The organism is Paenibacillus sp. EB106-05-06-XG162 (assembly GCF_058791655.1).
The window spans coordinates 130,720-156,966 of record NZ_JBYTDT010000002.1 but is presented as its reverse complement, the minus strand read 5'-3'; the positions used below and the strand labels follow the sequence as shown (position 1 = coordinate 156,966).

At 48.0% G+C, this 26,247-nt stretch carries 24 protein-coding genes; 5 read left to right on the top strand and 19 right to left on the bottom strand.

What is annotated here, in order from left to right; translation table 11 throughout:
* Window positions 1-114: 114 nt before the first annotated feature.
* From AC3WU2_RS06580 to AC3WU2_RS06550, 7 genes are all read right to left on the bottom strand, one after another.
* Window positions 115-1,995 carry an ABC transporter ATP-binding protein gene (locus AC3WU2_RS06580; protein WP_492452494.1) on the bottom strand — a complete coding sequence of 627 codons (1,881 nt, stop codon included), beginning with the start codon at window positions 1,993-1,995 and terminating at the stop codon, window positions 115-117.
* On the bottom strand, window positions 1,982-3,724 hold the full coding sequence (locus tag AC3WU2_RS06575) for an ABC transporter ATP-binding protein (protein WP_492452492.1): 1,743 nt from the start codon (window positions 3,722-3,724) through the stop codon (window positions 1,982-1,984). Before AC3WU2_RS06575 ends, AC3WU2_RS06580 begins: the two co-directional genes overlap by 14 nt.
* Window positions 3,725-3,950: 226 nt before the next feature.
* Window positions 3,951-4,952, bottom strand: coding sequence for a phosphotransferase (locus AC3WU2_RS06570; RefSeq protein WP_492452489.1), 1,002 nt, complete (start codon window positions 4,950-4,952; stop codon window positions 3,951-3,953).
* Window position 4,953: 1 nt separating this feature from the next.
* Entirely contained in the window at window positions 4,954-6,087 is a 1,134-nt protein-coding gene (locus AC3WU2_RS06565) for a glycosyltransferase family 4 protein (RefSeq protein ID WP_492452487.1), read from the bottom strand.
* Between the two features lie 104 nt (window positions 6,088-6,191).
* A complete protein-coding gene (locus AC3WU2_RS06560) occupies window positions 6,192-7,703 on the bottom strand; it encodes an oligosaccharide flippase family protein (RefSeq protein WP_492452485.1) in 1,512 nt (503 codons plus the stop codon).
* A gap of 95 nt (window positions 7,704-7,798) precedes the next feature.
* Window positions 7,799-8,845 carry an amidase domain-containing protein gene (locus AC3WU2_RS06555; protein WP_492452483.1) on the bottom strand — a complete coding sequence of 349 codons (1,047 nt, stop codon included), beginning with the start codon at window positions 8,843-8,845 and terminating at the stop codon, window positions 7,799-7,801.
* Window positions 8,846-9,036: 191 nt separating this feature from the next.
* Window positions 9,037-9,141, bottom strand: a complete 105-nt coding sequence (locus AC3WU2_RS06550) for a DUF6254 family protein (RefSeq protein ID WP_018754539.1) — start codon at window positions 9,139-9,141, stop codon at window positions 9,037-9,039.
* A 237-nt stretch (window positions 9,142-9,378) separates the two neighbouring features.
* Between AC3WU2_RS06550 and AC3WU2_RS06545 the strand changes: the two genes are divergently transcribed.
* The 3 genes from AC3WU2_RS06545 (at window position 9,379) to AC3WU2_RS06535 (ending at window position 10,549) form a co-directional block, all read left to right on the top strand.
* Complete coding sequence (locus tag AC3WU2_RS06545; RefSeq protein WP_492453189.1) at window positions 9,379-9,885, top strand: hypothetical protein; 507 nt, start codon at window positions 9,379-9,381, stop codon at window positions 9,883-9,885.
* Window positions 9,886-9,999: 114 nt separating this feature from the next.
* Window positions 10,000-10,173 carry a DUF2281 domain-containing protein gene (locus tag AC3WU2_RS06540; RefSeq protein ID WP_492452481.1) on the top strand — a complete coding sequence of 58 codons (174 nt, stop codon included), beginning with the start codon at window positions 10,000-10,002 and terminating at the stop codon, window positions 10,171-10,173.
* A gap of 139 nt (window positions 10,174-10,312) precedes the next feature.
* Window positions 10,313-10,549: a type II toxin-antitoxin system death-on-curing family toxin gene (locus tag AC3WU2_RS06535; RefSeq protein ID WP_492452479.1), complete on the top strand. Its 237-nt coding sequence runs from the start codon at window positions 10,313-10,315 to the stop codon at window positions 10,547-10,549.
* Between the two features lie 33 nt (window positions 10,550-10,582).
* Here the strand turns inward: AC3WU2_RS06535 and AC3WU2_RS06530 are convergent, their stop codons facing one another.
* The 4 genes from AC3WU2_RS06530 to AC3WU2_RS06515 form a co-directional block, all read right to left on the bottom strand.
* Window positions 10,583-10,960 carry a P-loop NTPase family protein gene (locus AC3WU2_RS06530; protein WP_492452477.1) on the bottom strand — a complete coding sequence of 126 codons (378 nt, stop codon included), beginning with the start codon at window positions 10,958-10,960 and terminating at the stop codon, window positions 10,583-10,585.
* An 88-nt stretch (window positions 10,961-11,048) separates the two neighbouring features.
* Window positions 11,049-12,026: a formylglycine-generating enzyme family protein gene (locus AC3WU2_RS06525; protein WP_492452475.1), complete on the bottom strand. Its 978-nt coding sequence runs from the start codon at window positions 12,024-12,026 to the stop codon at window positions 11,049-11,051.
* A 170-nt stretch (window positions 12,027-12,196) separates the two neighbouring features.
* Window positions 12,197-13,030, bottom strand: coding sequence for a CPBP family intramembrane glutamic endopeptidase (locus tag AC3WU2_RS06520; protein WP_492452473.1), 834 nt, complete (start codon window positions 13,028-13,030; stop codon window positions 12,197-12,199).
* A 136-nt stretch (window positions 13,031-13,166) separates the two neighbouring features.
* Window positions 13,167-14,813, bottom strand: a complete 1,647-nt coding sequence (locus AC3WU2_RS06515; RefSeq protein ID WP_492452471.1) for an MDR family MFS transporter — start codon at window positions 14,811-14,813, stop codon at window positions 13,167-13,169.
* Between the two features lie 86 nt (window positions 14,814-14,899).
* Here AC3WU2_RS06515 and AC3WU2_RS06510 point away from each other — a divergent pair, with 86 nt between their 5' ends.
* A complete protein-coding gene (locus AC3WU2_RS06510) occupies window positions 14,900-15,097 on the top strand; it encodes an alpha/beta-type small acid-soluble spore protein (RefSeq protein WP_379344197.1) in 198 nt (65 codons plus the stop codon).
* A gap of 85 nt (window positions 15,098-15,182) precedes the next feature.
* Here AC3WU2_RS06510 and AC3WU2_RS06505 read toward each other — a convergent pair whose 3' ends face one another.
* Window positions 15,183-16,421 carry a Bcr/CflA family multidrug efflux MFS transporter gene (locus AC3WU2_RS06505; RefSeq protein ID WP_492452468.1) on the bottom strand — a complete coding sequence of 413 codons (1,239 nt, stop codon included), beginning with the start codon at window positions 16,419-16,421 and terminating at the stop codon, window positions 15,183-15,185.
* A gap of 231 nt (window positions 16,422-16,652) precedes the next feature.
* Between AC3WU2_RS06505 and AC3WU2_RS06500 the strand changes: the two genes are divergently transcribed.
* Window positions 16,653-18,659 (top strand): methyl-accepting chemotaxis protein, encoded by a 2,007-nt coding sequence (locus AC3WU2_RS06500; RefSeq protein WP_492452466.1) that lies wholly within the window; start codon window positions 16,653-16,655, stop codon window positions 18,657-18,659.
* A 72-nt stretch (window positions 18,660-18,731) separates the two neighbouring features.
* Here AC3WU2_RS06500 and AC3WU2_RS06495 read toward each other — a convergent pair whose 3' ends face one another.
* From AC3WU2_RS06495 to AC3WU2_RS06465, 7 genes are all read right to left on the bottom strand, one after another.
* A complete protein-coding gene (locus AC3WU2_RS06495; protein ID WP_492452463.1) occupies window positions 18,732-19,481 on the bottom strand; it encodes a PP2C family protein-serine/threonine phosphatase in 750 nt (249 codons plus the stop codon).
* A gap of 144 nt (window positions 19,482-19,625) precedes the next feature.
* Window positions 19,626-20,741, bottom strand: coding sequence for an alpha/beta hydrolase (locus tag AC3WU2_RS06490; RefSeq protein ID WP_492452461.1), 1,116 nt, complete (start codon window positions 20,739-20,741; stop codon window positions 19,626-19,628).
* Window positions 20,742-20,938: 197 nt separating this feature from the next.
* The gene (locus AC3WU2_RS06485) at window positions 20,939-22,294 is read right to left on the bottom strand and encodes an ABC transporter substrate-binding protein (RefSeq protein ID WP_492452459.1); all 1,356 of its coding nucleotides are present in this window, start codon (window positions 22,292-22,294) and stop codon (window positions 20,939-20,941) included.
* Between the two features lie 112 nt (window positions 22,295-22,406).
* Window positions 22,407-23,582 carry an efflux RND transporter periplasmic adaptor subunit gene (locus tag AC3WU2_RS06480; protein WP_492452457.1) on the bottom strand — a complete coding sequence of 392 codons (1,176 nt, stop codon included), beginning with the start codon at window positions 23,580-23,582 and terminating at the stop codon, window positions 22,407-22,409.
* A 34-nt stretch (window positions 23,583-23,616) separates the two neighbouring features.
* On the bottom strand, window positions 23,617-24,483 hold the full coding sequence (locus tag AC3WU2_RS06475; RefSeq protein WP_492452455.1) for a carbohydrate ABC transporter permease: 867 nt from the start codon (window positions 24,481-24,483) through the stop codon (window positions 23,617-23,619).
* Between the two features lie 22 nt (window positions 24,484-24,505).
* The gene (locus AC3WU2_RS06470; protein WP_492452453.1) at window positions 24,506-25,369 is read right to left on the bottom strand and encodes a carbohydrate ABC transporter permease; all 864 of its coding nucleotides are present in this window, start codon (window positions 25,367-25,369) and stop codon (window positions 24,506-24,508) included.
* Window positions 25,370-25,541: 172 nt separating this feature from the next.
* Window positions 25,542-26,219 (bottom strand): GNAT family N-acetyltransferase, encoded by a 678-nt coding sequence (locus AC3WU2_RS06465; RefSeq protein WP_492452451.1) that lies wholly within the window; start codon window positions 26,217-26,219, stop codon window positions 25,542-25,544.
* Window positions 26,220-26,247: the final 28 nt, after the last annotated feature.

The following is a 26,247-nucleotide window of genomic DNA, read 5'->3' as shown; positions in this document are numbered from 1 at the left end:
TGTCAACGTGCTAAGTTCTGTACAGCCTAATATTACATGGTGCATCAGCGCGTTGGCAAGTAATGAGAAAAGGAGGGCTCTCGCCCTCCATCTGCTGCTTCCCTACCTATAAGATTACGACAGCTTCTCTTCCAGGTTGCGGAACTGGTTGTTGAACATTCTCGCGTAGACGCCCTCTTCTTGCAGCAATTGGTCATGTCCGCCCTTCTCTGCAATCGAGCCATGGTCAATGACCATGATCGTATCGGCATCTCGAATCGTATTCAGCCGATGCGCAATAATGAAGCTGGTCCGCCCTTGCATAATGTTCAGCAGCGCATCTTGGATATGCAGCTCCGTACGCGTATCGATACTGCTCGTCGCCTCGTCCAGAATCAAGATCGATGGCTTCGCCAGAATCACTCGTGCAATCGCCAGCAGCTGCCGCTGACCTTGACTTAGATTGCCGCCATTCTCCGAGAGTACCGTGTCATATTTCTTCGGCAGCCGCTGAATGAATACATCCGCATTCGCCATGGCAGCAGCCGCCCGAATCTCTGCATCCGTCGCATCTGGCTTGCCGTACTTAATATTGTCCTTAATCGTACCCGAGAATAAGTACGTATCCTGCAGCACGAAGCCGAAAGCGCGTCGCAAGCTATCTCGCGTGTAATCCCGAATATCTCTGCCATCAATCAGGATACGCCCGCCCGTCACGTCGTAAAACTGCGTAATCAGGTTCACAATGGTTGTCTTGCCCGCACCGGTTGGTCCAACGAGCGCCGTACTACTTCCTGGCTCCGCCTCGAAACTGACGTGACTTAGAATGGGCACATCCGGGCGGTAACCGAATTGCACATCTTCGAAGACGACATGTCCACTCGGATTCCGCAGTTCAATGGCTCCCGGTGCATCCTCGGGCTCCTCCTGCTCATCCAGCACCTCGAAGACACGTTCCGCACCCGCTACACCCGATTGAAGCACGTTGAATATATTCGCCATGTCGTTGAGCGGGCGAACGAATTGCCGAGAATAGCTGATAAAGCCCGCAATAACGCCGACTGTAATCATCCCTTTCACAGCGAGTGCCCCACCGACCATCGCAACTGCGGCGAACCCGAGGTTATTGATCACATTCATGATCGGCATAAGGAATCCTGACCAAATTTGCGCCTTCAGCCCAACTTCGAACAGTTGGTCATTCACCGCATCAAAGTCCGCAATGGCACGTTCCTCATGATTGAACGCCTTCACGACTTCAATTCCCGAAATCGTCTCCTCAATATGTCCGTTTAATTTGCCAAGCTGAACCTGCTGTTCCTTGAACAACACACTCGTCCGCCGTGCAATCGTCCGGGTCAGCAGATAGACAAGCGGCACCGTGATGAGACTCGCCAAGGTCAGAATCGGACTTAACACGATCATCATGACGAGCGAGCCTACAATCGTAATCGCCCCGGACATCAGCTGCGTCGTCGATTGGGAAATCGTGTTGCTCACATTATCGATATCATTCGAGAGACGGCTCATGACCTCGCCATGGGACTGCCGATCGAAATAGGCGACAGGCAGCTTCTGCAGCTTCGCGAATAACGCGCTGCGCAGCTTCATCACGATCCGCTGGGAGACCCCCGCCATGAACCAACCTTGGAGAAGCGTCAGGACGGCATCTATGAGATAGGCCGAAGCGAGTACAATAATAATTACTTCGAGCAGATCAAAGTCCACACGGCCCTCTAGGCCCGTCATCGTATCAATTGATTTGCCGATCAAATATGGGACGAACAGCATGAGCAATGCATCGACAATCAGGAACATGAAAATCGTCATCAGCCAGCGGCGTTCGGTTCCGACATACTGCCATAACCTTGAGAGCGTCGCCTTGAAATTCTTCGGCTTCACGACAGTTCTTCCCGCTCCGCGGTGGCCGAAGCCGCCTCCCGGACCGCCTGGCCCCGGTCTTACTGCTGCCGCCGCTGTACCTGCTGCGCGGTCTGAGCCACTATTTTGCGGCATATTGATTCATCTCCTTTCCCAATTGGGATTGGAATATTTCTTGATATACCGTACAATCGGCCATCAACTCATGATGCGTCCCTTGCCCAACGATGACGCCGTCCTCCAGAACAATAATCCGATCCGCATCCATGACCGATGTAATGCGCTGTGCGATCAACAGACAGGTAAGTCCTGCTGCGTATTGCTTCAACCCCGCCTTAATGCGGGACTCCGTCGCGACATCGACGGCACTCGTACTATCATCGAGAATGAGAATGTCCGGCTTACGGACAAGTGCCCTTGCAATAGACAATCGCTGCTTCTGACCTCCCGAGAAATTGACGCCCCCTTGCCCGATTCGGGAATGATACCCTTCGGGAGATTCCGCAATAAAATCATGCGCTTCTGCGATCCGCGCAGCCGCTTCGATCTCTTCTTGCGTCGCATTTTCCTTGCCGTAGAGAATGTTTTCGATTACAGACCCCGAGAACAGTACGGTTCTCTGCGGTACAATTGCAATCGTCTCACGCAGCTTCTGCGGATCCATTCGACGAACATCCACGCCATTGACGCTGACTGTACCGGATGTTGCGTCATAGAACCTCGGAATAAGATGAACCATGCTGCTCTTCCCCGAACCTGTTGAGCCTATGATCCCGATCATCTGACCCGGCGCACAGGAGAACGAAATCCGCTTCAACACCGGGTCTCCCGATGTCCCCGCATACGCGAACGTCACCTCGTCGAAATCGATCCGACCGCGCTGATCGGCTTGACCTTCTACCTTGCTGTCCCACGTCATCGCATTCCATGTGGAGAACACCTCGCCGATCCGCTCTGCGGAAGCCTTAGCACGTACAAACATATTGAAGATCATCGAGATCATCATGAGGGAGAACAAAATTTGTGTCATATAGTTAATGAAGGCGATAATATGGCCGACCTGCATTTGCCCCTGATCCACGCGCAGGCCTCCGATCCAGAGCACCGCAATAATGCCGAGATTCACCGTAAGCACAATCTGAGGACTGAACACCGACATGACGCGCATCGCCGTCGTCGACCGGGATTGAAGCCCTTGGTTGGCTTGCTCAAATTTATCGACTTCCACATCGAAGCGGTTAAACGCTTTCACAACACGCACACCGGAGAGGTATTCGCGCATCACGCCATTGACCTTATCCAGCGCCTGCTGTACCTTCACGAAGAAAGGAAAGCCAATTTTCATATTGAGAAAAATAAATACAGCCACGAGTGGAACTACCACGATTAAGACCACGGACAGCTGCATATTGAGCCGCACCGCCATGATCAGACTGCCAATACAGACGAGCGGCGCTTTAACGAAAATCCGCATCAAGCCGTTGACGAAGTTCTGCACTTGCGTGACGTCGTTGGTCAGTCTCGTGACGAGCGAAGCGCGATCGAACTGATCCATATTCTCGAAGGACAGACCCTGAATTTTACGGAATAAATCCGCTCGAAGCTCTGCTCCGAACCGCTGCGATACCCTGGACGATATAACGCTGCGCAGCGACGCAGTCAATGCGCCGAACAACGTAATCATGAGCATGAGGCTGCCCAAACGCAGTACAACATTCATCTCACTATTCGCTACGCCGTCATCAATAATTTTCGCCATAATCGTCGGTTGGAGTAAATCGCATAACGCCTCAATCATGAGGAAGAACACCGCAATCCCGAACAGCTTCCAATACTTTCGAATATAAGGCTTAAGAAACTTCATACGTCTCTCCTCTCCAATGTAGATTTCTATCCATAGCACAATCTAAATAAACCCTTCCCTTCCACGATACTCCTATATGTTGGAAAAGTAAAACGTCCATAAAGACTCTTTTAACGTTTTACTATACCGCCCCCACACAGGCATGCCGCACAAAAAAAGACCTTACCGCAGCAAGGCCATTGAAATCCGAAACCATCCATTTACGTTGATATAACCCCGTTCAGACCTATGCTGAGGAGCTATGCTTAACTGCATATTTATCAAGCTTCTGCAGGAATGTTCCAATTCGTCTTTCGGAATGAATCGCCCATCGTAAATATCTTATGTTCAGAGGGAATCTTGGGAAAGGTGATAGCACGAGGTATGTTGTGAGTGGGAATCGCAACCATACTCGAATGAGTTCGTAATCGTGTTTACTTAGTTTTGCGACCTGACGGTAACCGTTCAGAATCGCCTTGGCTATCGCGAAATCCCAATGATAGTCCTTGCATGAATTATAGATGACGCGATACAAGTCAAAGGCGCGTAAATCGATGTGCAATGTCTCGAAATCAATGAGATGTGTTCCTTTGGCATTACAGATAAAATTGCTCGGGCCTCCATCTCCGTGACACAGAACACCGAATTGAACAGGCTTTTTGCAGTACTTACGATAATTGCTAAGTCGCAGCAATGTCCTCGCTTGATTCGAGTAACGTAAAATTTCTGCACCATGCTCCTGCACAAATGAATTAATCGAAGGTCGAAATTCATTCCGCTTCGCTTTTTTTATCTTTTTTTTCAGAAATTTGTGCTGCGCCAGGAGCGTAGATTTCCAGGTCCCAATTCGGCTGTATTTCATCCCACCAAGGATTTCATCCTTTCCAGATTCATGCATTCGCGCCAATGCAGCACCGCAAGCTCGCATATCTTTCAATGATGTGGGAGAAGGTTCTCTTCCCGACAGCCAAGGCGTTAGTACGAAGGGCGTACCCTTTGCGGAAAGAACATAGAGCTTACTTCCAGCTCGCGTGTGCGGATTACGCCAAGAAATCAGCACGCCACGCTTCCTGATCCGTTGCAGCACCCGATCCGTCCATTTCAGCCGTGCAAGTCGTTTGGGCATACGCTTGAGGCTAAAGGACCGATGATCACGTGTGTTAACGCGATAGATCCCTTTCCGGATTTTCTTCATACGACTGACCTCAAGCCCAAAACCATCTGCGATGTTGAACATCCGCTCATTCATATTAAATCACCTTCGTCATATTCAAAAATAGCGATTTGTACTGACGGGCAATTGCACGCCAACGATAACGCTTCGCAGTGAGTCGAGCGTTTTTGATACGTTTCTTGGTCTTGGCAGGCTTGTTCCACATCGATGTGATCGCTTTTGCGATCGATTTGCTATCGACGGATCGTATAATTTGAGCATTCTTCGGATTTACGAATTCACTTAACCCTCCAGATAAGGTGGATACGAGGGGGACACCGCTAGCCATAGCTTCCAGGGCAACCAGACAGAATGATTCTTTCTTGCTTGGTACAATAACAGCACCATAAGAAGAATACATCGCAAGGACTTCTTCGTTCTTTCTGTTAGGGATCCAGTGTATGTTCTTCGAAATCCCTAGACGTCGTGTTAGGGCACGTGAACTTTTCATCGATTTCCCTTTCCCGACGATGGTTAGATGTACATTCTTGTGCGCACGTGACAATAAAGCAATGGCTCTGATCAAGGATTTGATGCCTTTATCAGGAATTAGTCTTCCAACATAAAGCAATTCATGAGATGAACCCTTTAGTTTTCTCCTTCTCCTGACGCTCTTCACACCATTAGGAATAACACTGATCTTCCCCCGACTACTTTTTGGATATAAATCCTTAATCTCAGCTGCCTGCCATTTGCTCGGGACGACAATCTTTGCTGCACTGCGAATTAATTGGGTCTGATTCTTCCCATGACTGGAATGAATCCCTTTGGATGCAAGGGAATGGCAGGTATACACGAGAGGAATACCAAACTTGCTTGCCGCCGCCCTTGCAGCAGCTGCATATTCCATACTGTGAACATGAATGAGGTCTGGCGGGTCAGAGGTTGTCGAAGTGGATAATCTTAATAGGGGTTTGGGTTTGAACGAACGAGAGGACTTACGGTAATATTTCTTATCTTTCGGAATCCTAATGATACCAATTTTGCCATTCGCTCTCGATCTATCAAGCTGATTCTCGCCATCCTCACTCGTACATAACACCGTCACATCCACACCTGTTTTGCTCAATTTTCGGGTCAATTGTGTGGCAACAATTCCGAGCCCGCCAACAATGCGAGGGTGATATTCACTTGTCATGACCCATAATTTCAGTCTATTTCTGCTGCCCATTGGAATCCTCCTGTAATACTTTCGAGTATTTTATGCTTTAGAAACAAAAATGTACGAATTTTCTATCCATAAAATACTCTTAAGTTTAGGAAAGACTTCATTGTTCATTTAGATTGAAAAAGAACGTCGTTCATAGATCGAGAACGCCAAAAGATATAGAGTCCTGCCCCTCCACTATACAGTGTTATACCAAGTGCTAGTTGAAATATATTGGATACATGATACGTCATCAGCGAATTCATCCCTAAAGTAACTGCTAACATGAGTATGAACAAAAGGATCATATCGACGATCAAAGGTTTTAACCGTATACCTACCCTACTCAACTTTAATGCACCAATATTCCAGCTTACGGTAACAAGCTCCAAGCACAGAATGCCTACTGAAGGTCCAGCATAACTGAACCCAGGTACGGCTACCAGAAAATACTGAATGGGGATTGCTATGCAAATCCCTACGATAAGGCCCACAAGAGGTACCTTTTTGCGTTCCTGTGCCCATAACATGCTCGTCGTTAATTCTCGTAATCCGACAAGAAGCGGTACGGCTGCCAGATATCGTATAGGCTCCGACGCTTCGTATGTACCGAAGATATACCATGAAATGTACTTACTGTACGTGAAGATGAGAATTCCCGCTGTACAACCCCACACCCATCCAAGCTCAAGCGCACAACGGGTTCGCTCATAAAATTTTGCTACCTGCCCCTCTTTCCAGTCGCTGACAATCTTCATTGTTAGGGTATGGGATAGCGCTGCTGTAACGATCGTCGGCATATAGACAACGATCATGGCCATCCCCGTAATGACCCCAAAGATCGATGTTGCTTCCGATGCTGTAAAACCAGCTGCTTGCAGACGATTCGGAATGATGATGGCATCAATACAATCAGACAGTGGAACTAGAAGCCTCGTGAATGAAATGATAACGGAAGTATGGAGAATCCAGGAGAACATGGAATTCCGATCTGTACGATGCTGGTACGGATATCCTTTATCTAGGCTGTCTTGCTGGATAAACCTGCAAGCAAATATTAATAGCAAGAATGAAACTAATGCCGCCAAGAAAGTACCTAGGATACCGCCTCCTACGGCAATCGGGGATCCTTTAGGGAGCAAAAGAATAACGATTACCACCAAGGCGCCCATTCGGACTGCTTGTTCGATGAGTTCAGAGAACGCAATGACGCTATAGCGCTCTAATCCTTGTAAATAACCCCTTAACAAGCTTAGCAAGGGGACAACAAATAGTGCGGGTGCAATGCAGCGTATTGCGAAGTGGAGATTTGGATTGCCAAGAAGCTCAGCAATTTGAGGAGAAAGCAAGAACGTAACATAACTAATGATCCCACCCAGACCAATCAATAGCAGGGAGATTCTTCTGAACCAGAACCATCCCTGTGCAGGGTCCTTCGCTGTAAGCATGGCCAGCACCGTTGGGAACCCGCCAACGATCACCATCAATGCTAGGCCATAATAAGAATATGCAATTTGGTAAAGCCCGATACCTTCTGCACCAACAAGTCTTATTAAAGAGATCCGCCCGATGAGCCCCATTATTTTCACAATAAATATAGAGCCGGTCCTTATTACCAGTTGTTTCAACAGCAGCGGCATGGTCTCACTTCACCTCTATTTCATACTCGTCCTCATTATCCTATGACGATGAAGTTAGAGGTATGTCCAGTCGAGGCCCAAGTCCGCGAATTGCTTCAATCCCGAATGTGAATCAGAATGTATTTGGTATGCTTATCCCAGCCTAGATCGAAAGGTACGCGATAACGATCTGCTGTATGAGAATTAACAAGCGGGTATCCTTGATTATCATAGCCAACCACCACGGAGAAATGATCTACATCCCCATGCATGACAAATCCGATTAAATCGCCAGGCAACAGCTGTGACACAGCTCCATGAGGGAACTTTTCGGTTGGTTTCACGATGTCGCTAAATAAACCGCTGGCAATCATTTTCCCATACCCAGATTGAATCAAGAAACGGTGGAATGAATCCGTTCGGATCCAAGATTCACTCCCTTCTTTGCCATAAAAATAACGCCACTTGTTTGTCATTGGGAGCCCGCCGCCTTCCTTGGGATCGCCGATCACTTGCGAAGCGAAATTCGTACAGTCCCCACCTACCGTGGTGTAATCTTTATAGCTTCGGTTATATCGATGACGGTTTCCTGCCCCCCATGCGATTCCTGCATATTTGTTGGCATAAGCAATTGCACGTTTGCGATTGTATTTGCTACCAGCTGGAATGTCCTGGTGATTAGGAACAAAAGGGAGCGCGGAACCATCTGAGGTGACGGGGATTAAATTGGGATTTTCTTCAAGAGGGTCTAAATACCACTCCTTATACAATAACCATCCGTGATTATTTTTCTTTAGTGTGAGCGCATGCCTTGTCCCTATGCCAAAAGATTGTGAAGGAGCATACGATTGTAAATAAAAATAACTAAGTTTCAAGGATTGAACGAGTGATATTCTGGCCAAATCTCCATCGAATTGAATCCGGGTAATGCGGATATCGGACTTAGCGTCGATAAATCGCATCCCCCTTTTCTCCCCCCAAGTATGAAGGTATTCCGCTCGCTTGAGTTCTTGACGAATCGCATAATCGCTGGCTTTATGTCCGTGAACATAGTGCTGCTCGATTTGGACCTGATGATTATGTATGAGTAAATTCGCCCGAAGAGCGTACAATTCATTTAGAAAAGAAGTAACGTTACGTTCCTCGTCGGAATTCGCTACCATCTTCCTAGGTTCCATGGAGAAAGAAACACAAACAAGAAGGAGAAAGATCATCCCTATTCTGAATCTATACTTGTACACTTACTACTCTCCCCTATTCGCTTGAAAATTTCACGTCTTTTTGCCCGTGCAACGCTAACACTGCGACTGCCCGTTGTACAACAAGGGCACCCGTCATGGGCGCCCTTGTTCATCTAGAACTCCGATAATTCCTTAAAAGACTTGATTTTTCCGTGCGCATGCGGAGTTTGCTTACGGATTTTGTCGGCATTTTCACGACGATGTTTGGAAGTTGTCATAATTACAATTCCTCCTTCGAGATGAACTTGCTTAATCGATCTTCAAGAATGTCTCCAGCGGCAAAAACCGATTCACAACAAGTGTGCCCAAGTGATTGCGTGATGAAGTTATCGGAGCACGTCACTAATATGCGCAGAAAAGGGAATCAATATGTCATTCGGAGCAACAAATTTGGTATGCTAACACCATGAATCATTCCTATGTAAAAACAAGACGAAATGAGGCCCATTCCTGTGATGTTCGACCCTACTGTATTCGAAAATTTAAAAGTCGCTATTGAAAACCAAGTCTACGATCTAGATAATCTGGACGAAATTATCCGTGTCACAGACCGGGTCGACCGTCTGGAGCTGTCCGTCATGGCACGAGAATTTGCACTTCAATTCGTACTTATCGATCATCCGGATATTACAGCCGAGATCCGGCTCGACACTTCGCTGAAAGATCTTGCTGCTGAAATTCTAGAAATGCCTGGCGAGACGCCGGCTTGTACACTTCGCATACGATTCTATATGAAAATCGAGAATCCTGATTCCCAGTGTGAGCGTATTGCTGAGGTCGTGCGGAAGATCTGGGAGCCTGAGCTGCCGACCGTGCAGACACTAAGCTTCGAATATGGGCAAAGCCGCCCTTTATATCGAAATACCGTCGAGCTGCGATTCAACCGCCGTATTAACGAGGACCAGATGGAGGATATTCCGAATTTGCTGGATCATATGCTGCAGACGCTGGCGAAGCTGTGACGGGCATGAAAGAGTCTTTTCAACGATTTTCGTGGAAATTACGACTTTTAATCGTGTTAATACACTCAGTTATTTAGTGTATACTTATGATATAAACCATTGGAGGTGATGATAATGAGTCTTGAAGAGAAATTGTTACACGACTTTTTATCCTTGCCAGAGGATAAAAAAATTGAAGTCATTGATTTTGTTGAATTTCTAAAGTCAAAAAACAATGTAACTCTAGAAAATATGATGGATGATATCATTCGTGAGAACCGAATAGCTCTTGATGAGCTTGCCAAATGATGATAAGCATAGAAGTTTCTCATATCATTTCTTTTCATCAAAAAATCGTGAAAGAACCAGGTGGTTCTGAGGGGATTCGAGATATTGGATTGATCGAGAGTTCTCTCAAGAAAGCTTTTATCACCTTTGATGGGGAGATTTGTATAAAGGAAATATTAGAAAAATTTCTGTAATTGCATACGCGTTAATCAAGAATCATGGTTTTGTCGATGGCAATAAACGAGTTGGCGTAGCAGTAATGCTATTATTACTTAAATTGAATGGGATAGCGATCTCCTATAGCCAGTATGAATTAATTGAACTCGGTCTTATGACGGCAGAAGGCTCATATCGTGAAGAAGATATAGAAGAATGGATCCAAAGACATCGAGCTTAGAACGCTTGATGTCTTTTTTCCAAGAGCTCTAAGTTAAGGCTCTACTTGCCCAAAATAATCTTTGCCTGAAGCCTTCACCTCATTTAATATCCGTTGGGCTTCCTTAGGGCTCTGAATCACGATGATCTTTGTATGCTCGGGATGATTCTTAAGCTTGACGAGGATACCAGGTCGCTTATCCTTGCGGAAGTTCCATCCAAATTTGATAAAGGGCCAGTCAATCGACTCGGGGCATCCTTCGTTCATGTCCACCCTTGTCTTCCCGTGATATTGAATTCTGCGCTTAATGACGCGATACGTGGTGATCCACGGAGATAAATCGAAGAAAAAAACAACATCCGCTGCTTGCAGTCGGATGTCTAATGTTTTCCCGTATAACCCATCTATGATCCAAGCATCATTCGCGACCAATCTTCGATTGAGCGCAGCAAATTCTTCGGCTGGTTGATTTCCCTGAGCCGCTGGAGCCTATGATCGCAATTTTCATCGTTATATCCCCTTACACATCCGCCGCGCAGCGGAAGCCCATATGCCCCGTCGAGCTATCCGGCGTATTTGAAGAGCGCGCCGCAACACGATAGCGGTTGCAATACGATTTGTGGCACATATGCGAGCCGCCGCGGATGACACGAGCCTCCCCGCGATCTGGTCCCTTCGGATTCAACAACTCGCTATGCTGGTAGGTATCTGGCCGGAACCAATCCGCACACCACTCCCACACATTGCCCGAGGTATTGTAGATTCCGTATCCATTCGGCTTAAATGCGCGCACCGGCGCCGTCCCAGCATACCCATCGGAAGCTCGGTTGATTTTGGGGAAAGGTCCCTGCCAAATGTTGCACTGGTGCTCGCCATCCACCAGCAGTGAATCACCCCATGGATAACGCCGCTGCACCAGCCCGCCACGCGCTGCGAACTCCCACTCGGCTTCCGTAGGGAGACGTTTGCCAGCCCACGCGCAGTACGCCTGCGCATCATTCCACGATACATGGACGACTGGATGATCCCATCGATCTTCAATGGAGGAATCCCGGCCTTCCGGCTTCGCCCAGAAAGCGCCGTCCACCTTCAACCACCATGGCACGGACTGTACCGCACTATCGACCTCTTGCTTCACTGTCTCCGAGACGAATTGATAGAACACGAATGACCAGCCGAACTGTTCGGCCTCCGTCTGGTAGCCCGTATCCTGCACGAAGTCGTGGAATTCCGCATTGGTTACTGTACAAGCATCCATGTAGAACGGATCCAGCTTCACTGTATGCACAGGCCCTTCGCCGTCGGCCGCGAAGCCTTCTGCATCGTTCGTCCCCATCAGGAACTCCCCACCCTGAAGCAGAATCATCCTGGATGTATTAGCTTGCTTCTTGCACGTGTCCGAACCTTCCGTTGCCGCATGGGATACAGCGATTTCATCATTCCCCACACCTGCAGTATCTCTTCGAACGGAGCAGCATGTGCCTTTTGGTGTCGTCATTGCGTTTCCTCCCTTTGGTACACCTTCGAATGTCTCTTTTTCCCATTGTCCCATGTACTGCATACACCAGCAACCTCTTTTCCACGCAAAAAGGAGCTGCTTGCCGCAGCCCCTGTAAATCCTCCTTTTTTCGCGTACAATAATCATCCCTATTTCTACAATGATTCCTCTCAAGAAGCAAGATGGATATTATGCTCCCGTTGTACGTACAATTTCACGCAAATCCCGCAGACAAGGATCATGAGGATCGTCGTCAGGATACTTCCCTCCACACCAAATGAACCGCCCGATACGAGCGAATTGCCGTTTACGAGGATGGACAGGATAGGCTTGGTGTCCGTACCGGATACCGCAAATCCATACACATTCCCCTGAAAGAAGTTCCACGCGAGATGGAGCCCAATCGGGAGCCATAATCCACCTGTCATAACCCGCGTCAAAGCGAAGAAAACACCGATCAGAAAAATATTAATCATTGTAAAAGGTGTACTCCAGATCCCCGGGTTCACCCCGTGCAGAAGCGCAAAGATGATCGAAGAAACCACAACACCCCAAGTAACGCCATATTGATGCTCTAGAAGGCCTTGCAAGTACCCTCGATTGAACACCTCTTCGCTGATCGCGACCAAGACGAACAACCCTACCCCTGCAAGGACAGAAGTCCACGTATCCGCATCCGTATGTACCGATTGAAACTCAACGCCGCCACAGATCCAAATCGCGATCGCCGCAATACTGATGAGCAATATGCCGAGTCCAATGCCTTGTAGCGCACATGTAATCGAATGGGATTGACGTAATCCAAGCGACCACCCCTTACCTCTCTCGAACAGGAGGAACATCAGTATTGCAGGGATTATCATGCTTATCCCTGATATGATGATTAGCTTCCATTCCGGGCTGCTGGATTGCGCCCCCAAGATCAGGCTGCTCACCATCCCGCCTAATCCCATAAAGAGTACGAGCAAAAGAAGTACTTTTCCAAGAACCATAAATCTACGCAATCGAACCAGCTCCCATCAAATATTTGAAACAATTTAGCTACATTTCCAATTATAGACTATTTGTGGACAATTTTACTTTATTTTTTCATAAAAAAAGACGCCCCTTCAAAAAAGGAACGCCTCCCACTACAAACAACTACATATCCTGCGCGACCAGCTTCTCCTCCGCTACTTTCTTCGACAGAATCTCGTTTTTGAGGAAGAAACAAACGACAAACGCAGCAACAGACATCACTAACGCGATCATATATAAATTCTGGAATGCCCCTGCGAAGACCGTCTTCGCCTGAGCCGCGATATCCGGCGCCAAATCCTTTGGAATGCCGCCAGTCGCGATCTTCTCCGCTGTACCAGCTGGAAGCTTCAGCGCGCTTACCCCATTGGTGATATGTGAAGCCAACAGACTGCCGAACAAGCTCATTCCAACCGTTGTACCTAATGCTTGGAACAGCTGCACCGTCGAGAGGGCAATCCCGCTCTCGTTCTTATTCACGGATTCTTGTACGATCAGATTATCACCCGCGAACAATACGCCAAGTCCTGCACCCATAATGACGAAGTAGATGATAATGGCAGCGATGGATGTATCCACGCTGATTTGCGACAAGAAGAAGAAAGCAATAATCGGCAGAATAAATGAAACGATGAATACATTCCGATAACGCAATTTCGTCAACGTGAAGCCGTTCAACATACTCATTGGTATAGCACCGAGCATGAACGCCATCGTCAAGTATCCCGCTCCTGTCGGCGATAGCCCCATAATGTTCTGCGCATAGAACGGGAAGGAGGCGAAGCAGCCAATCAAGCCGAGACCAACGATAAACACAAGAGTCGATAACACCACAACGTTCCGATTCTTGAACAAGTGTAATGGAATGATCGGTTCCTCGACTCTCGATTCAATCCAGATGAGAAGACCAATCATTAAACAGCCGAATACGAGTAAGCTGACAATAACTGGAGAGCTCCAAGCATAGCCTTGTGTATCCTTCAGAACAGGCGTCAGGAGCAGTGATACCAGTGCCGCGAGGAGCACAGCCGCCCCGGCCCAGTCGATCTTCGGCTTGCCTTCCCTCCGGTTCTCGCGCAGCCCTTTCGCCATGAATATCGCCGATACAATCCCGATGGGGATATTGATCAAGAAGACGAAATGCCAGCTTAATTGATCGACGATAACACCGCCCACCATCGGGCCTAACAGCTGTGGCAGGAACATAATAGGTCCGATCATACTTTGAATTTTGGCCCGTTGTTCGAGCGGATAGGTATCGCCGAGAATAATCATCGCGAGCGGCATCATGCCACCAGCACCAATCCCTTGAATCCCCCGGCCGATCAGCAGCACGTCCATCGAAGTTGCGAGTCCGCTAATAATCGATCCCCCGATAAATAACCCCATACAAATCATATAAATACGCTTGCGCCCAAATAAATCAGCCAGTTTGCCGAGAATCGGCATGAATGCCGTCATCGTAAGCATGTACACCCCTGCAACCCAACCGTACAGCTGCAGCCCATGTAGATCACGAATGATCGTAGGCATCGCCGTCGTGACAATCGTCTCATCGAGCGCTGAGAAAATGATGCCAATGAGCAGTCCGATCATAATCAAAGTCTTGTTATTCTCTTTCACCGTTCCACCTCTATCTCTTGTTCTTACAATGCCGATCTGCCTAACATTCTTCCATGTTGGCACTGCTTCTCTATTGTACTGCGCCGATGTGAATCCACCTCGGTCTCGAGACGGAATTTCCCCTCCTACTGCAAATGGATTTTTCATTACATTCATTTTCCAAATATTTGTATAGAACGCATTCGTTATTGACAAAATAACCCTAAATTTGAATAGAAAGGCGTGTATGCATCATGGCGAGAAACAGAAAATTAGTACCCGAGGCGCAGCTTGCGTTAGCCCAAATGAAAATGGAGATCGCACAGGAACTCGGCATTTCGCTGCCTGAGGACGGTTATTACGGCAAAATGTCTACGAAAGATATCGGCACGATTGGCGGAGGCATGACCAAGCGGCTTGTACAGATGGGAATGCAATTGTCGAATCGATAAGTCGGAATGCAGATGTCAAAAAAGACCTCGCCTGGGTTGAACGCCACCGTCCATCCTCCAAGCGAGGTCTTCTTGATGTTACGAGTTATTTCATCGATACCGATTGCTTCGCACCGCGTACCATCACGACATAGCATAATACCGCAAGCACGCCAAGTAATGCGATAATGAGGCCCATTGGCACCGCCGTATGACTGCCTGCGATACCAACCAATGGCGCCATAATGCCGCCAAATATCGTCGACATCAGCCCAATCAATGCCGATGCGCTACCAGCAGCCTTACCTTGATTCTGCATTGCCAGGGTGAAGGTCGCCGTCGATACGATCCCCACGCTGGATACGACGAAGAATAGCGGGATGAGCAAGCCCATGATTCCGATGTCGAGCAGAATCATTACGAACAGCAGAATGCCTGCGATACTCGCTTGTCCTAAACCATAGTGAAGCAGCTTCGTCTCACTAACGCGACCCGCAAGGCGTCCGGTCACTTGGCTCGCAAGGATAATACCAATCCCGTTGATCGCGAAGATCAAGCTGAACATTTGCGGTGTCACCCCGTAAATCTCCTGTAAGACAAACGGGGAGCCTGAGATATACGCGAACATGGCACCCAGCACAAGCCCCTGCGACAAGGCATAACCCATAAACACACGGTCCCGGAACAAAGAACCGAAGGAACGAAATGTGCCTGTAATCCCGCCTTTCAACCGGCGATTCGACGGCAGTGTCTCACGGAGACCGAAGATGACACCCAAGAACATGAGCACACCGATCACACACAATACAATAAATACACCACGCCAAGAGGTGAACTTAAGCAATAGACCACCCGAGATCGGTGCGATAATTGGCGCTACGCCATTCACGAGCGACAGCATCGCAGAAAATCTTGTCATTTCAGAGCCCGAGTACATATCTCGGACAACCGCACGCGAGATGACAATCCCCGCCGCACCGCCTATCCCTTGAATGAACCGAAGGACAATGAACGACTCAATTGAAGGCGCGAGCACACAGATGATGGATGCCACAGCATAGATGATCAACCCCACCATCAACGGATTACGTCGTCCCCACAGGTCACTTAACGGGCCTATAATCAATTGCCCGAAGGAAATGCCGAACATGCAGGCGGTCAAGCTCATCTGTGCGAATGACGCGTTCGTACCAAAATCCTGCGCAAGCTCCGGCAGCGCAGGCAAATACATATCGATTGTAAGCGGCGCGAAGGCGGATAACCCTCCGAGCAGCAGGATAATCCATAATCGAGCGAGACGTCTGGGTGAATCCGCTATAATCGTCTCGTCTGTTGCATTTTTCATTTCTAACACTCCATTATTAGTTACTACGATTCCTGTAACTATTATAATTACAGATTGCCAAATGATCAATCTTTATATGCTACGATCTCCTGTTCAACAAAACATGATCCCATCTTACCAAATTCCATCCAAAAATAACTACAAAAATGGGAAACATATTCCGATGATTTACTATTAGAGCCTCCAACCACAGGGTCGACAGAACCACCAAGATATGAAGGAGAGAACACCATGACAAAAGGTTTTAAGAATTGGGCACGTAAACTCAGTATCCTGAAAGTAAAATTCATTGCAATCTTCTTATTTCTTTCATTAGTTCCGATGCTTACCTTGACATTTATTCTAAGCGCTCAAGCCACCACAGAGCTCAAACAGAAGGTCATCGATGAACAGTCGCAAGCAGCCCAGATTGGTGCCGATTTCATTAACGCATGGCTCAACGAGAAGATCAGTTCAATCGAAGAGCTGATTCAGAAAAACCCTGATTTTAAGAACGGCGATGTGAACAACATCCTCTCGAAATTGACGCTGGTGGAGCAAAGCGACCCTGATGTAAGTGTTATCACCTTTATCGACCGCAACGCCCAACTCACCGACACCAATGGCGATAAACTGGATGGAACGAAATTTGACAATGTCATGCAGGTCATGAAGGACAAGAAGGTCATGGTGTCCAATGTCTATAAAAACGCAATTTCAAATAAATATACCATATTCCTCGAAATTCCTATTCTGAGCGATCAGGGTGAATTTATCGGCGCCATTCAACCCGAAATCGATGCAGGCACACTGCTCGAGCGGATCAAGGGCATTAAGCTAGGTGAATCCAGCTATGCATATCTCTTGTCATCCGATGGGATGTATATCGCCCATCCGGACGAGAAGAAGGTCGGCAAAGACTTCAAAGCATTCGCACTGCCGGAGAAAGTCTCTATTTATGAGAATTCCGTATTCCAAAATGAACATGGACATATGGCCTACCCCGAGAAGGAAGGCTCTAGATCTGCTGCATATTCGACAATACAAGCTGCAGGATGGAAGCTGATCGTAACGGCTCCTGAGAAAGATGTGTACCAGGGCGTTCAGCAAATTCAGATCAGAGCACTTCTCGTTATCCTGATCTCTGCGATTATCATATCCTTCATCGCTGTATACGTCGCATCGTACATGACACGACCAATCCTAGATATCTCCAATATGATGGCCAAGGTATCCCAAGGCGATCTGACAATCAGGCTGCAAGTGAAAGGCAGAGACGAACTGGAGAAGGCCAAGGAAAATATCAATCTCATGCTCAGCTCCTTCGCCGAGATGATTCGCAAAATTACGCAGACGACGGAGCACGTCGCCGCGTCTTCCGAGGAGCTGACAGCCATTGCGAACGATTCGACCCAATCCTCTGAACATATTGTAAAGTCGGTAGATGACATTGTACGGGGATCGGATATTCAGGTTCAGGGGTCGGAACAGACAAGCCTCGCAATGGAAGAAATGGCAACCGGCATTCAGACGATCACGGTCTCTGCATCTACCGTAGCGGATACGGCACTATCGGTCGTACAGGAGGTCACGGCCGGCAATCAAGAGATTCACCATGCCAAGGATCAAATGGCTAGAATGAGCCATACCGTCGCCAATACGGCATCCATGATAGAGTCACTCGAGACGAAATCCCAAGCCATTCAGCAGACGGTTCAGCTCATATCCGAAATTGCCAACCAGACCAACTTATTAGCGCTGAATGCCTCCATTGAAGCTGCAAGAGCCGGAGAGAATGGCAGAGGATTCTCTGTCGTAGCCGGTGAAGTACGCAAGCTAGCTGAAGAGACTGGGCATGCGACGAATCATATCTCCAGTCATATTCATGAGATCCTACGATCCATCAATCAAGCAGCAGCTTCGATGAAAGACGGACTGACGGAAGTGGATATGAGCGTCGTGCAAGTCGAGAAGGCCGGTACGACCTTCGAACGCATTCAACGTTCTGTCCAGCATGTGAATGATCAGATTCAAGAGGTATCCGCTGTCACAGAACAAATCTCTGCAGGAACCGAAGAGGTATCTGCTTCTGCCCATGAGATGTCCGTCATTCTGAAGGATTCTGCGAATAAGCTAAGTGGGATCTCACAATCAGCGAATGATCAACACCATTCCATGGAGGAGATTCTGTCGGCTTCCGAATCTCTCAGTACCTTAGCTAACGAACTCCAAGAAATGGTCAGTAAGTTCAAAGTATAATTCATTTTGAGCATCAAAAAACCGCCTGACAGCGCAGCATACTACGCATTGTCAGGCGGTTTGCTTATGTTCTTATTTATGATCAGACTCCGATTCGACTACCCATACGGCAATGGCTGAATAATTATCATGGCCGACCTGTGCATGCTTGACGATTCGCTCTTCCATGCGCGACAGCCACTCTGCTGGATTCTGAGACTTCATAAAGTCAACCTCCATCTCCGGTTCAATGACGTACTCCCACCATCCATCCGTACATAGCAGAAAAGCATCACCCGATTGCACCGAACAAGGCTTTAGCAAGACTTCCCCCCGTAGTTCACCTGCCATGCCGATGCCACACAAAAGCTGACTGCGATCCTCGTGGAATCGAATATCCTGCAGCATAATCTCACCGCGATCCACAAGCGATTGGCAGACACTATGATCCCTTGTATGTTCGATAATCCGCCCTTCACGCAGATGATATAATCTTGAATCACCAACATGTCCCCAGAGCACGGTCTCATCCTGGCGACACAACGCTACAACCGTCGAGTTCATCCCCGACAGTGTATGAATATCGTGCTGTGCTCGTCTCACTTCATCATGCGTGTGTAGGAGCACCTTCGTTAAACTCGCATGACTCAGCGGCTCCACAGCCGCAAAAGCCGTCGCAAATGCACTCGTCACAATGGAAGCAGCTACTTCCCCTCCACGGTGGCCGCCCATGCCGTCCGCGACGACATAGCACCCCTTGCAATCTCGTACCCATTCCAACAAGCTGTCCTCATTCTGTGGCCTTCCACCCGCACTCGACCGTGCTGCAGATATCCATCGCAAAGGGCAACCCTCCTATTTCGAACTCCGCCAATATAATACCTTATTAGTCGGATGTCACATTTATGTCATTCGTGCTATTCGAACGACAAATAAACAAAAACCTTCAAAACCACAACTTAACGTGATCTTGAAGGTTCCTGGTTCCTAGGATGCGAATACTCGCTTCATTCCTTTAGCAATCTCATTCATACAATCCTCTGCCTGCGGGTATTGACCCATTTTATCCATGAACGCATGATCCATGCCGCTATATTGCATACAACTCGTCTTCACGCCTGCACGCTCTAGCTTCCTAGCATAAGCCTCATTCTCTAAACGCAGGTAATCGAATTCCGCCGAGATGACGAGGGTTTCCGGCATCCCGCTAAGATCTTCTGCAAGTAATGGGGATAAGTACGGGTGCTCCACATGCTCGTTACCTTGCACATAGACATGCTCCAGCATTTTGGTCGAGCCGCCCATGCCCATGAGCCCGCCCACGATCAATTCCTGATGATTATTGATGGTATATTGATCGATCGTCCATTCAAAGTCATCTGTTGTCGAGCCTGCCATATTCGTGGTTGGATAAATCAACGCTTGATACTTGATCATGTTCGTCCCTTGATCCCGATCCTTCATCGCACAGACCGTCGCCAAGTTGCCCCCTGCACTATCACCGCTAACCGCGATTTGTTCCCGGTTGACGCCGATCGACTCTGCGTTCGCATAGACCCACTTTACAACATCGAAGCAATCTGTCAGACCCGCAGGGTATGCATGCTCTGGCGCGAGGCGATAATCTACACTCACAACAACTGCTTCAGCACGTTCCGCGATCACTTTGCATGGATTCTCGACCACATCGAGCGTACCGCCCATAAATCCACCGCCGTGGAAGAAGATCATCGCAGGCACTTGTCTGCCTGACGCAGTAGCTGGTGTATAGATACGAACCGGAATCTCGACATCGGTGCCCGGTATCATTCTGGCTTCCGTACGAATCTCCGTCATCGTGACGTCGAAGTTCTTCCAACCCATGAACTCACGCATCTTGAGCGCGAAGCTGACCATATCCATTTGACTTGGATCTGGAAATTCCGCACCAGCCATCGCTTTTGCAGCCTCTGCATTGATTTCGTACACACGCGGATCAAGCTCGCCAACCGCATCTGTATCCGGTAGCCTTTTAATGATGACTTCCGACCCTTTCCGTTCTACCACTTCCGTACGTTCCTGCAAGGACTTGACCCATTGTTCATACACTTCGTTCTTCACCATGTTCGCCATCTCCTTTATATATCTCATAAACATCTGAATGATAACGCTTTCTAATATTCTTAATTATACAACCTCTATACAGCCAGAACTTCCTCTTTTTTATGCAAAATAGGGCTGATTTTTAAGATATTTAGACAATGCAAAGAGACGCCCCCAAATCATAAGCATGACTTTTGAGACGTCTCTAACAAACATGACTACTCGTTCAAGTAGGTCGTTACACGACTTTGAATCAATTTACTGACATCCTCTGCTGACTTCGAACCATCCATGAAGGTCTTGAACTCTTCGCTGATAATCGATTGAATCTTAGGGTCCATCCCCGATGGCTTGCCTGTATTGTCTAACATGGCTTTCATGTCATCCACGTGACGCGCGAAATCTTTCGGGTCATTGATTTGAATAGCCATTTTCGATGTGCCATCTGCGACCTGCTTCTTAATCTCTTCGAATTTGCTGTTCACAATTTCTTTGAGCATCGGAATTCCGCCTAGCTCTGGGGATTGCTGCATTTCAGGCGAGACCATAAATTTCAGGAACTGCCATGCCTCATCCTTCACACCCGATTTGGCATTGATCGAATAGGTACCCATCGGTTGGAATGGTAGCCCCGATGATGTCCCTGCTGCTGTCGGAGGAAGAATGCTCTTCCAGCCTTGCGTGTACGAGAATGCCGCCAACATCTCCGGTGTCACATACGTATTCTGTGTGAACATCAATTTGTCCATACTGCCTATACCACCATCATAATTCGTGATGAACCCCTTATCGTATAGGCCTTTGACATGCTGCATCATTTGTCTAAATTCATCGGAATCAAAGTTCGCTGTTTTCTTATCATGCTGAACATACCGTTCATACTCTGACTCGACGATCGAGTAGAGCAGCTCACCCTTCGGTCCGTTGGTTCCTAGCGCATAGACTTCGTCACTCGAAGATTTCTTGATCTGATCTACAATCTTGAAGAAATCATTCCAGGTCCACTCGGTATCGTCCAGCGTCACATTCGCTTGCGCAAGCCGCTTGGTATCCACCATCATCGTATTCACGAAAAAATTCGTCGGCAGCGCGTACAGACCACCATTAATTTCTGTTGCTTTCCACAAGCCTTCGTAATAATCCAATATCTTGAACGATTTATCCTTCTTCATTAGCTCATGAAGATCGGCCACTGCTCCTTTATTCGCATAGACACCTAGTGACAGACCTGTTGTATCCATTACATCAGGGCCTTTGCCCGACAATACCTCGGTATTCATCCGTTGAATAAATTGGTCGTATTCATCGCGTGTCATCACTTGCCCTGTCCCCATGCCACCACCGTCATTCTTCTTCTCTTCCGGTCCATACTTCTTGATTTGAATATCAATGTCCGAATGACTGGCTTCGAATTTCTTCTCGGCCTCCTCCAAGAACCGCGTCGAACCCGATGTACCGACCACCACAATTTTCCTACCGTCCTCTGACAATTTAGGACCTGCTTCTTTGCCCCCGCTGCATCCTGCCAGCATGATAAGACTTGCTCCTATGAATCCCCATTGCTTCATCTTCATTCTACATTCTCCTCCATCTTCCTCAACACTTTCGTCTGATTTCGCTAGAATTCATCCTATCACGACAATGTGTCACGTATGTGGCATTTCCCATTGCTTCGATGTACCCATCCTACTTCACACGGACTTCATTGCCTTCTTGCAGCGGCTCACTCGTCTCGACGATCATGTCATCGTCTGAATTTAATCCTTGGGCGATGATGACCATACCCTTGGATTCCGCACCCAGCCGTACTCTCGCCTTCTCCACAACATAGCTGTTGCCTAGCGGACTTTTCTTCGTCTTCACGAGTAGCAGATATGAACCGTCCGCATCCTGTTTAAGTCGATTTTTCGAGATCACGATCCCTTTCTCTCCGAGGGACTTCGATTTACTCACGCTGACCGATTCTCCGCCATGCAGCTTCGGATCATTCACCTCCACGGTGACTTTCATCTTCGGACCATTGTCCGCCTGACCTCCTGCTGTGGAGTTTTCATCATCCCCCTTCGGGGATTCCTTCGTTATCCCCCCAACGCCGCCTTCATCAGAGCCTGAAGATGCCGCACGCAAGTCCGTGACCTTCCCTTTAACACGCCGCTCTTTGCCATTCGATTGTCTGACAATCACGGGGATCGACTCATTTAGACTCAGAATAGAAGCCTCCGATTCCGGCACTGTGAACGAAAATTGATACCCTGCGGAAGTGTTCATAACGGTAGCTAATCCCTTACCCGCTGCCGCTTTATCGCTTATATGGACATTTACGCTTGTCACAACCCCATCGAAAGGCGCTGTCACTTGACTCTTTTCGTTGAGATCTTTCTCCATCCGAGCTACCTTCCGCTCCGACAGTGTTCGAGTCAGCCGATCATTCTCCAGATCTCGCTTCGCCCTATCGATAGCAACCGGATCACCACCGATCTGTGCATCGATGAAAGCCTGCTGCAGTGCCTTGGTACCCAGCCCAGCCTGCTCAAGACGTATGCGCTCATCTGCAATTTCGCCTTTCATGTCCTCCATATCCAAGGTAAACAGCACCTGCCCCCGCTTAACGTGGTCGCCTTCTTTCACACGAATACCTATAATCTCAAAGCCCGTGTCTGACATGACATCTTCACTTTCTTTCGGCTGCAACGTTCCCTTACCAGACAAGGAGACTTCCAGCTCCTTCACGGATGCGTGTTCCGTCGTCACCTTAGGCAACATAGCCGCTGATATCGTATTGCTTAGAAACGCCAAGATGGCCATAACACTTAAGAAGATGACTGCAATGGTAAGGATCACCTTATTCCTCCGTGCCCCCATACGTTATTCCTCCTACTTTTTTTTCAAAATCGATTTAACCTTTAATCCCTGACATCTCGATTCCTTCCACAAAATGCGGCTCTGCGTACAAGAACAGCAGCACCATCGGAATCATGTACAGCGTAGAAGCTGCGAAGCTTACACCGAAGGCTCCCTCCTGAATCGTGGTGAGGAACAGTGACAATGGTTGAAGCGCTGCATCTTGCAAGAAGATCAACGGCTGCTCGACCATATTCCAGTAATCCGCGAACAAGAGGACGACGAGCGCCGCAATCCCAGGTCGAACCATCGGAAGGATGATCTGCAGGAAGATTCGTAATGTGCTCGCACCATCCATTTTCGCCGCCTCCATATAACCTGCCGGTATATTCAGCATGAACTGCCTGAGCAAGAACACGCCAAACGGCGCGAATATTCCCGGGAGAATGATCGACCCCATATGATTGAGCAGACCGAGACGATCCACCATCATATAGTTCGGCACCAGCGTTACCTGAAACGGCAGCATCAAAGTAATTAAATAGATGAAGAATAGTGGATCTCTGCCTGGAAAATTTAGCTTCGCAAAGGCAAAGGCTGCCAGAGAAGCACAGATTAACTGCCCCACAATGATCGGAACAACCAGCCCGACCGAATTCCAGAACATCCGTAGAAATTCCGGCGTTTTCAATAACAATGTAAAATATTGGTCAAAGGATACCCAATCCGGAATAAGCTTCAGCGTGACCCACGTATTCATCGATGTCTGACCTAATGATGCATAATTGGCTGTAATCTCATGTTCTGTCATGAAGGAATTAATCACCGTCAGCAAGATCGGCGTCACGAGAATCAGAGCAAGCGATGCTAGGAACAACGTTCGCAAAATGGGTAATACACTGGTTAATCTAAGATTTCGCATGTTGTCTTCTACCTCCCCTCTCTTATTCCATGAAGGAACGGAATCTGCGTTCAACCTGGAACAGAATGCCGACGATGCCGAGAATCCCAATCGCCATCATCACCGCCGCTGCGGATAACTTCTCCATATCGAGGGAGACGAACATGTTATTCATGTAATGCTGCAGAAAATAGATCCGCTCATGCGGATAATTGCCTGCGAGCAGATAGGCCTCCCGGAACACCTTGAAGGAATTCAGAATGGACATCAAGATGACAAGAAACGTGGTTGGGATCAGGTATATCAGGGTGATCCCGAAGAACTGCTTCACCTTCCCTGCACCCTCCAAATCCGCCGTCTCATAATACGAAGTGGGAATATTCTGAAGCCCCGCAAGGAACAAAATGACGTTATAGCCAAGGTTCTGCCAGATATACATCAGAATCACGACCGTCCCGGACCAATTCGACTTCATCCAATCGATGCGTTCAACGCCGAAGTACGATAATACGGAATTCAGTGCGCCATTCCAATCGAATGTAATCTGCCACAAGAGCACAATCGAAGCGACAGGAACGACGAGCGGAAGGACATAAGTGGTTCGCAAGGCATTACGTAGGTACACCTTCTGATTCAGCCACATCGCAATGAGCAAGGATAATGCGACGATGAGCGGAACAGCGATGGCCGTGAACCAGATCGTATTCCCCGCTGCCTTGCGGAAAGAACTGCTCCCGAGCACCGCGCCATACTGTTCCAGCGAGAATCCGCCCGATGACGATTGAAAGGACGCTCCGATACTCTCCACGAATGGGATCAAATAAAAGATTGCAAAGCCCAGTAAACTCGGGACTAGAAAGAACAGCGCGATATAAATCTCTTGACGTGCTCGACGTGTATAACGCATAACTTCTCCTCCGATACGCCTTGAATTGAAGTGTGATTACTTCGTTGGTACAAGAGCTATCCTATCACCCGTATGTGTCACCTATGTGGCAACCCCATGATTCACAAAAATTGTGCACAAAAAAAGACGTTTAAGATCCAGGCTAGGACCCTAAACGTCTCTTCATTCATTTCTATGTCGATACCGCATCAGGCGGCGAATATACCATGCAATATTGCTCTAGCGTACTGCCTTGCAGTGGAATGACCTGCACCATACGGAACTGATAACGTTCATAAATCGGAAGATTGCTTGGTGTCTGCGTCTCCAATGTGCACGGGATCTGCCTCGCATTGCATTCGGCAAGCAGCGGCTTCATGATCCATGATGCATAACCTTGTCCACGGTATAGCTCCTGCACGACCAGCATGTCCAAGTGCAAATATTCCTGATCCCCGAGCATGGAGATCCAAGCGGAACTCATACGGTTCAATATGGACAGCCCTCGGATAAATCCGCGAACGCCAATGATCTTGCAAATTGGCATTGATTTCAGAATCGCCGTCACAATCTGCATCCTATACTTTATCTTCGAGAACCAGGTTCCCGCCTCACGTTCGGAGCGAAATACGACCGCTACCGCTTCATAATTCTCTGATGTCGTGAGCACATCGGAATATGGGTACAGCATTTCCAGGTAACGATGAAAAAAAATCTTCAGCACTTGCAGCCGCGTCGTCTCATTCGGCAAAATGTGTTGATACAAGGGATCACTCTTAGCGAAGCCTTGTGCCAGCACTTCGGCAGCTCTTGGAATGTCGTGTCGACGGACGGTTAATAACGGATTACAAATAGTTCCACCTCTGATCATGATGATTTACAATATACCCTTAAGCATA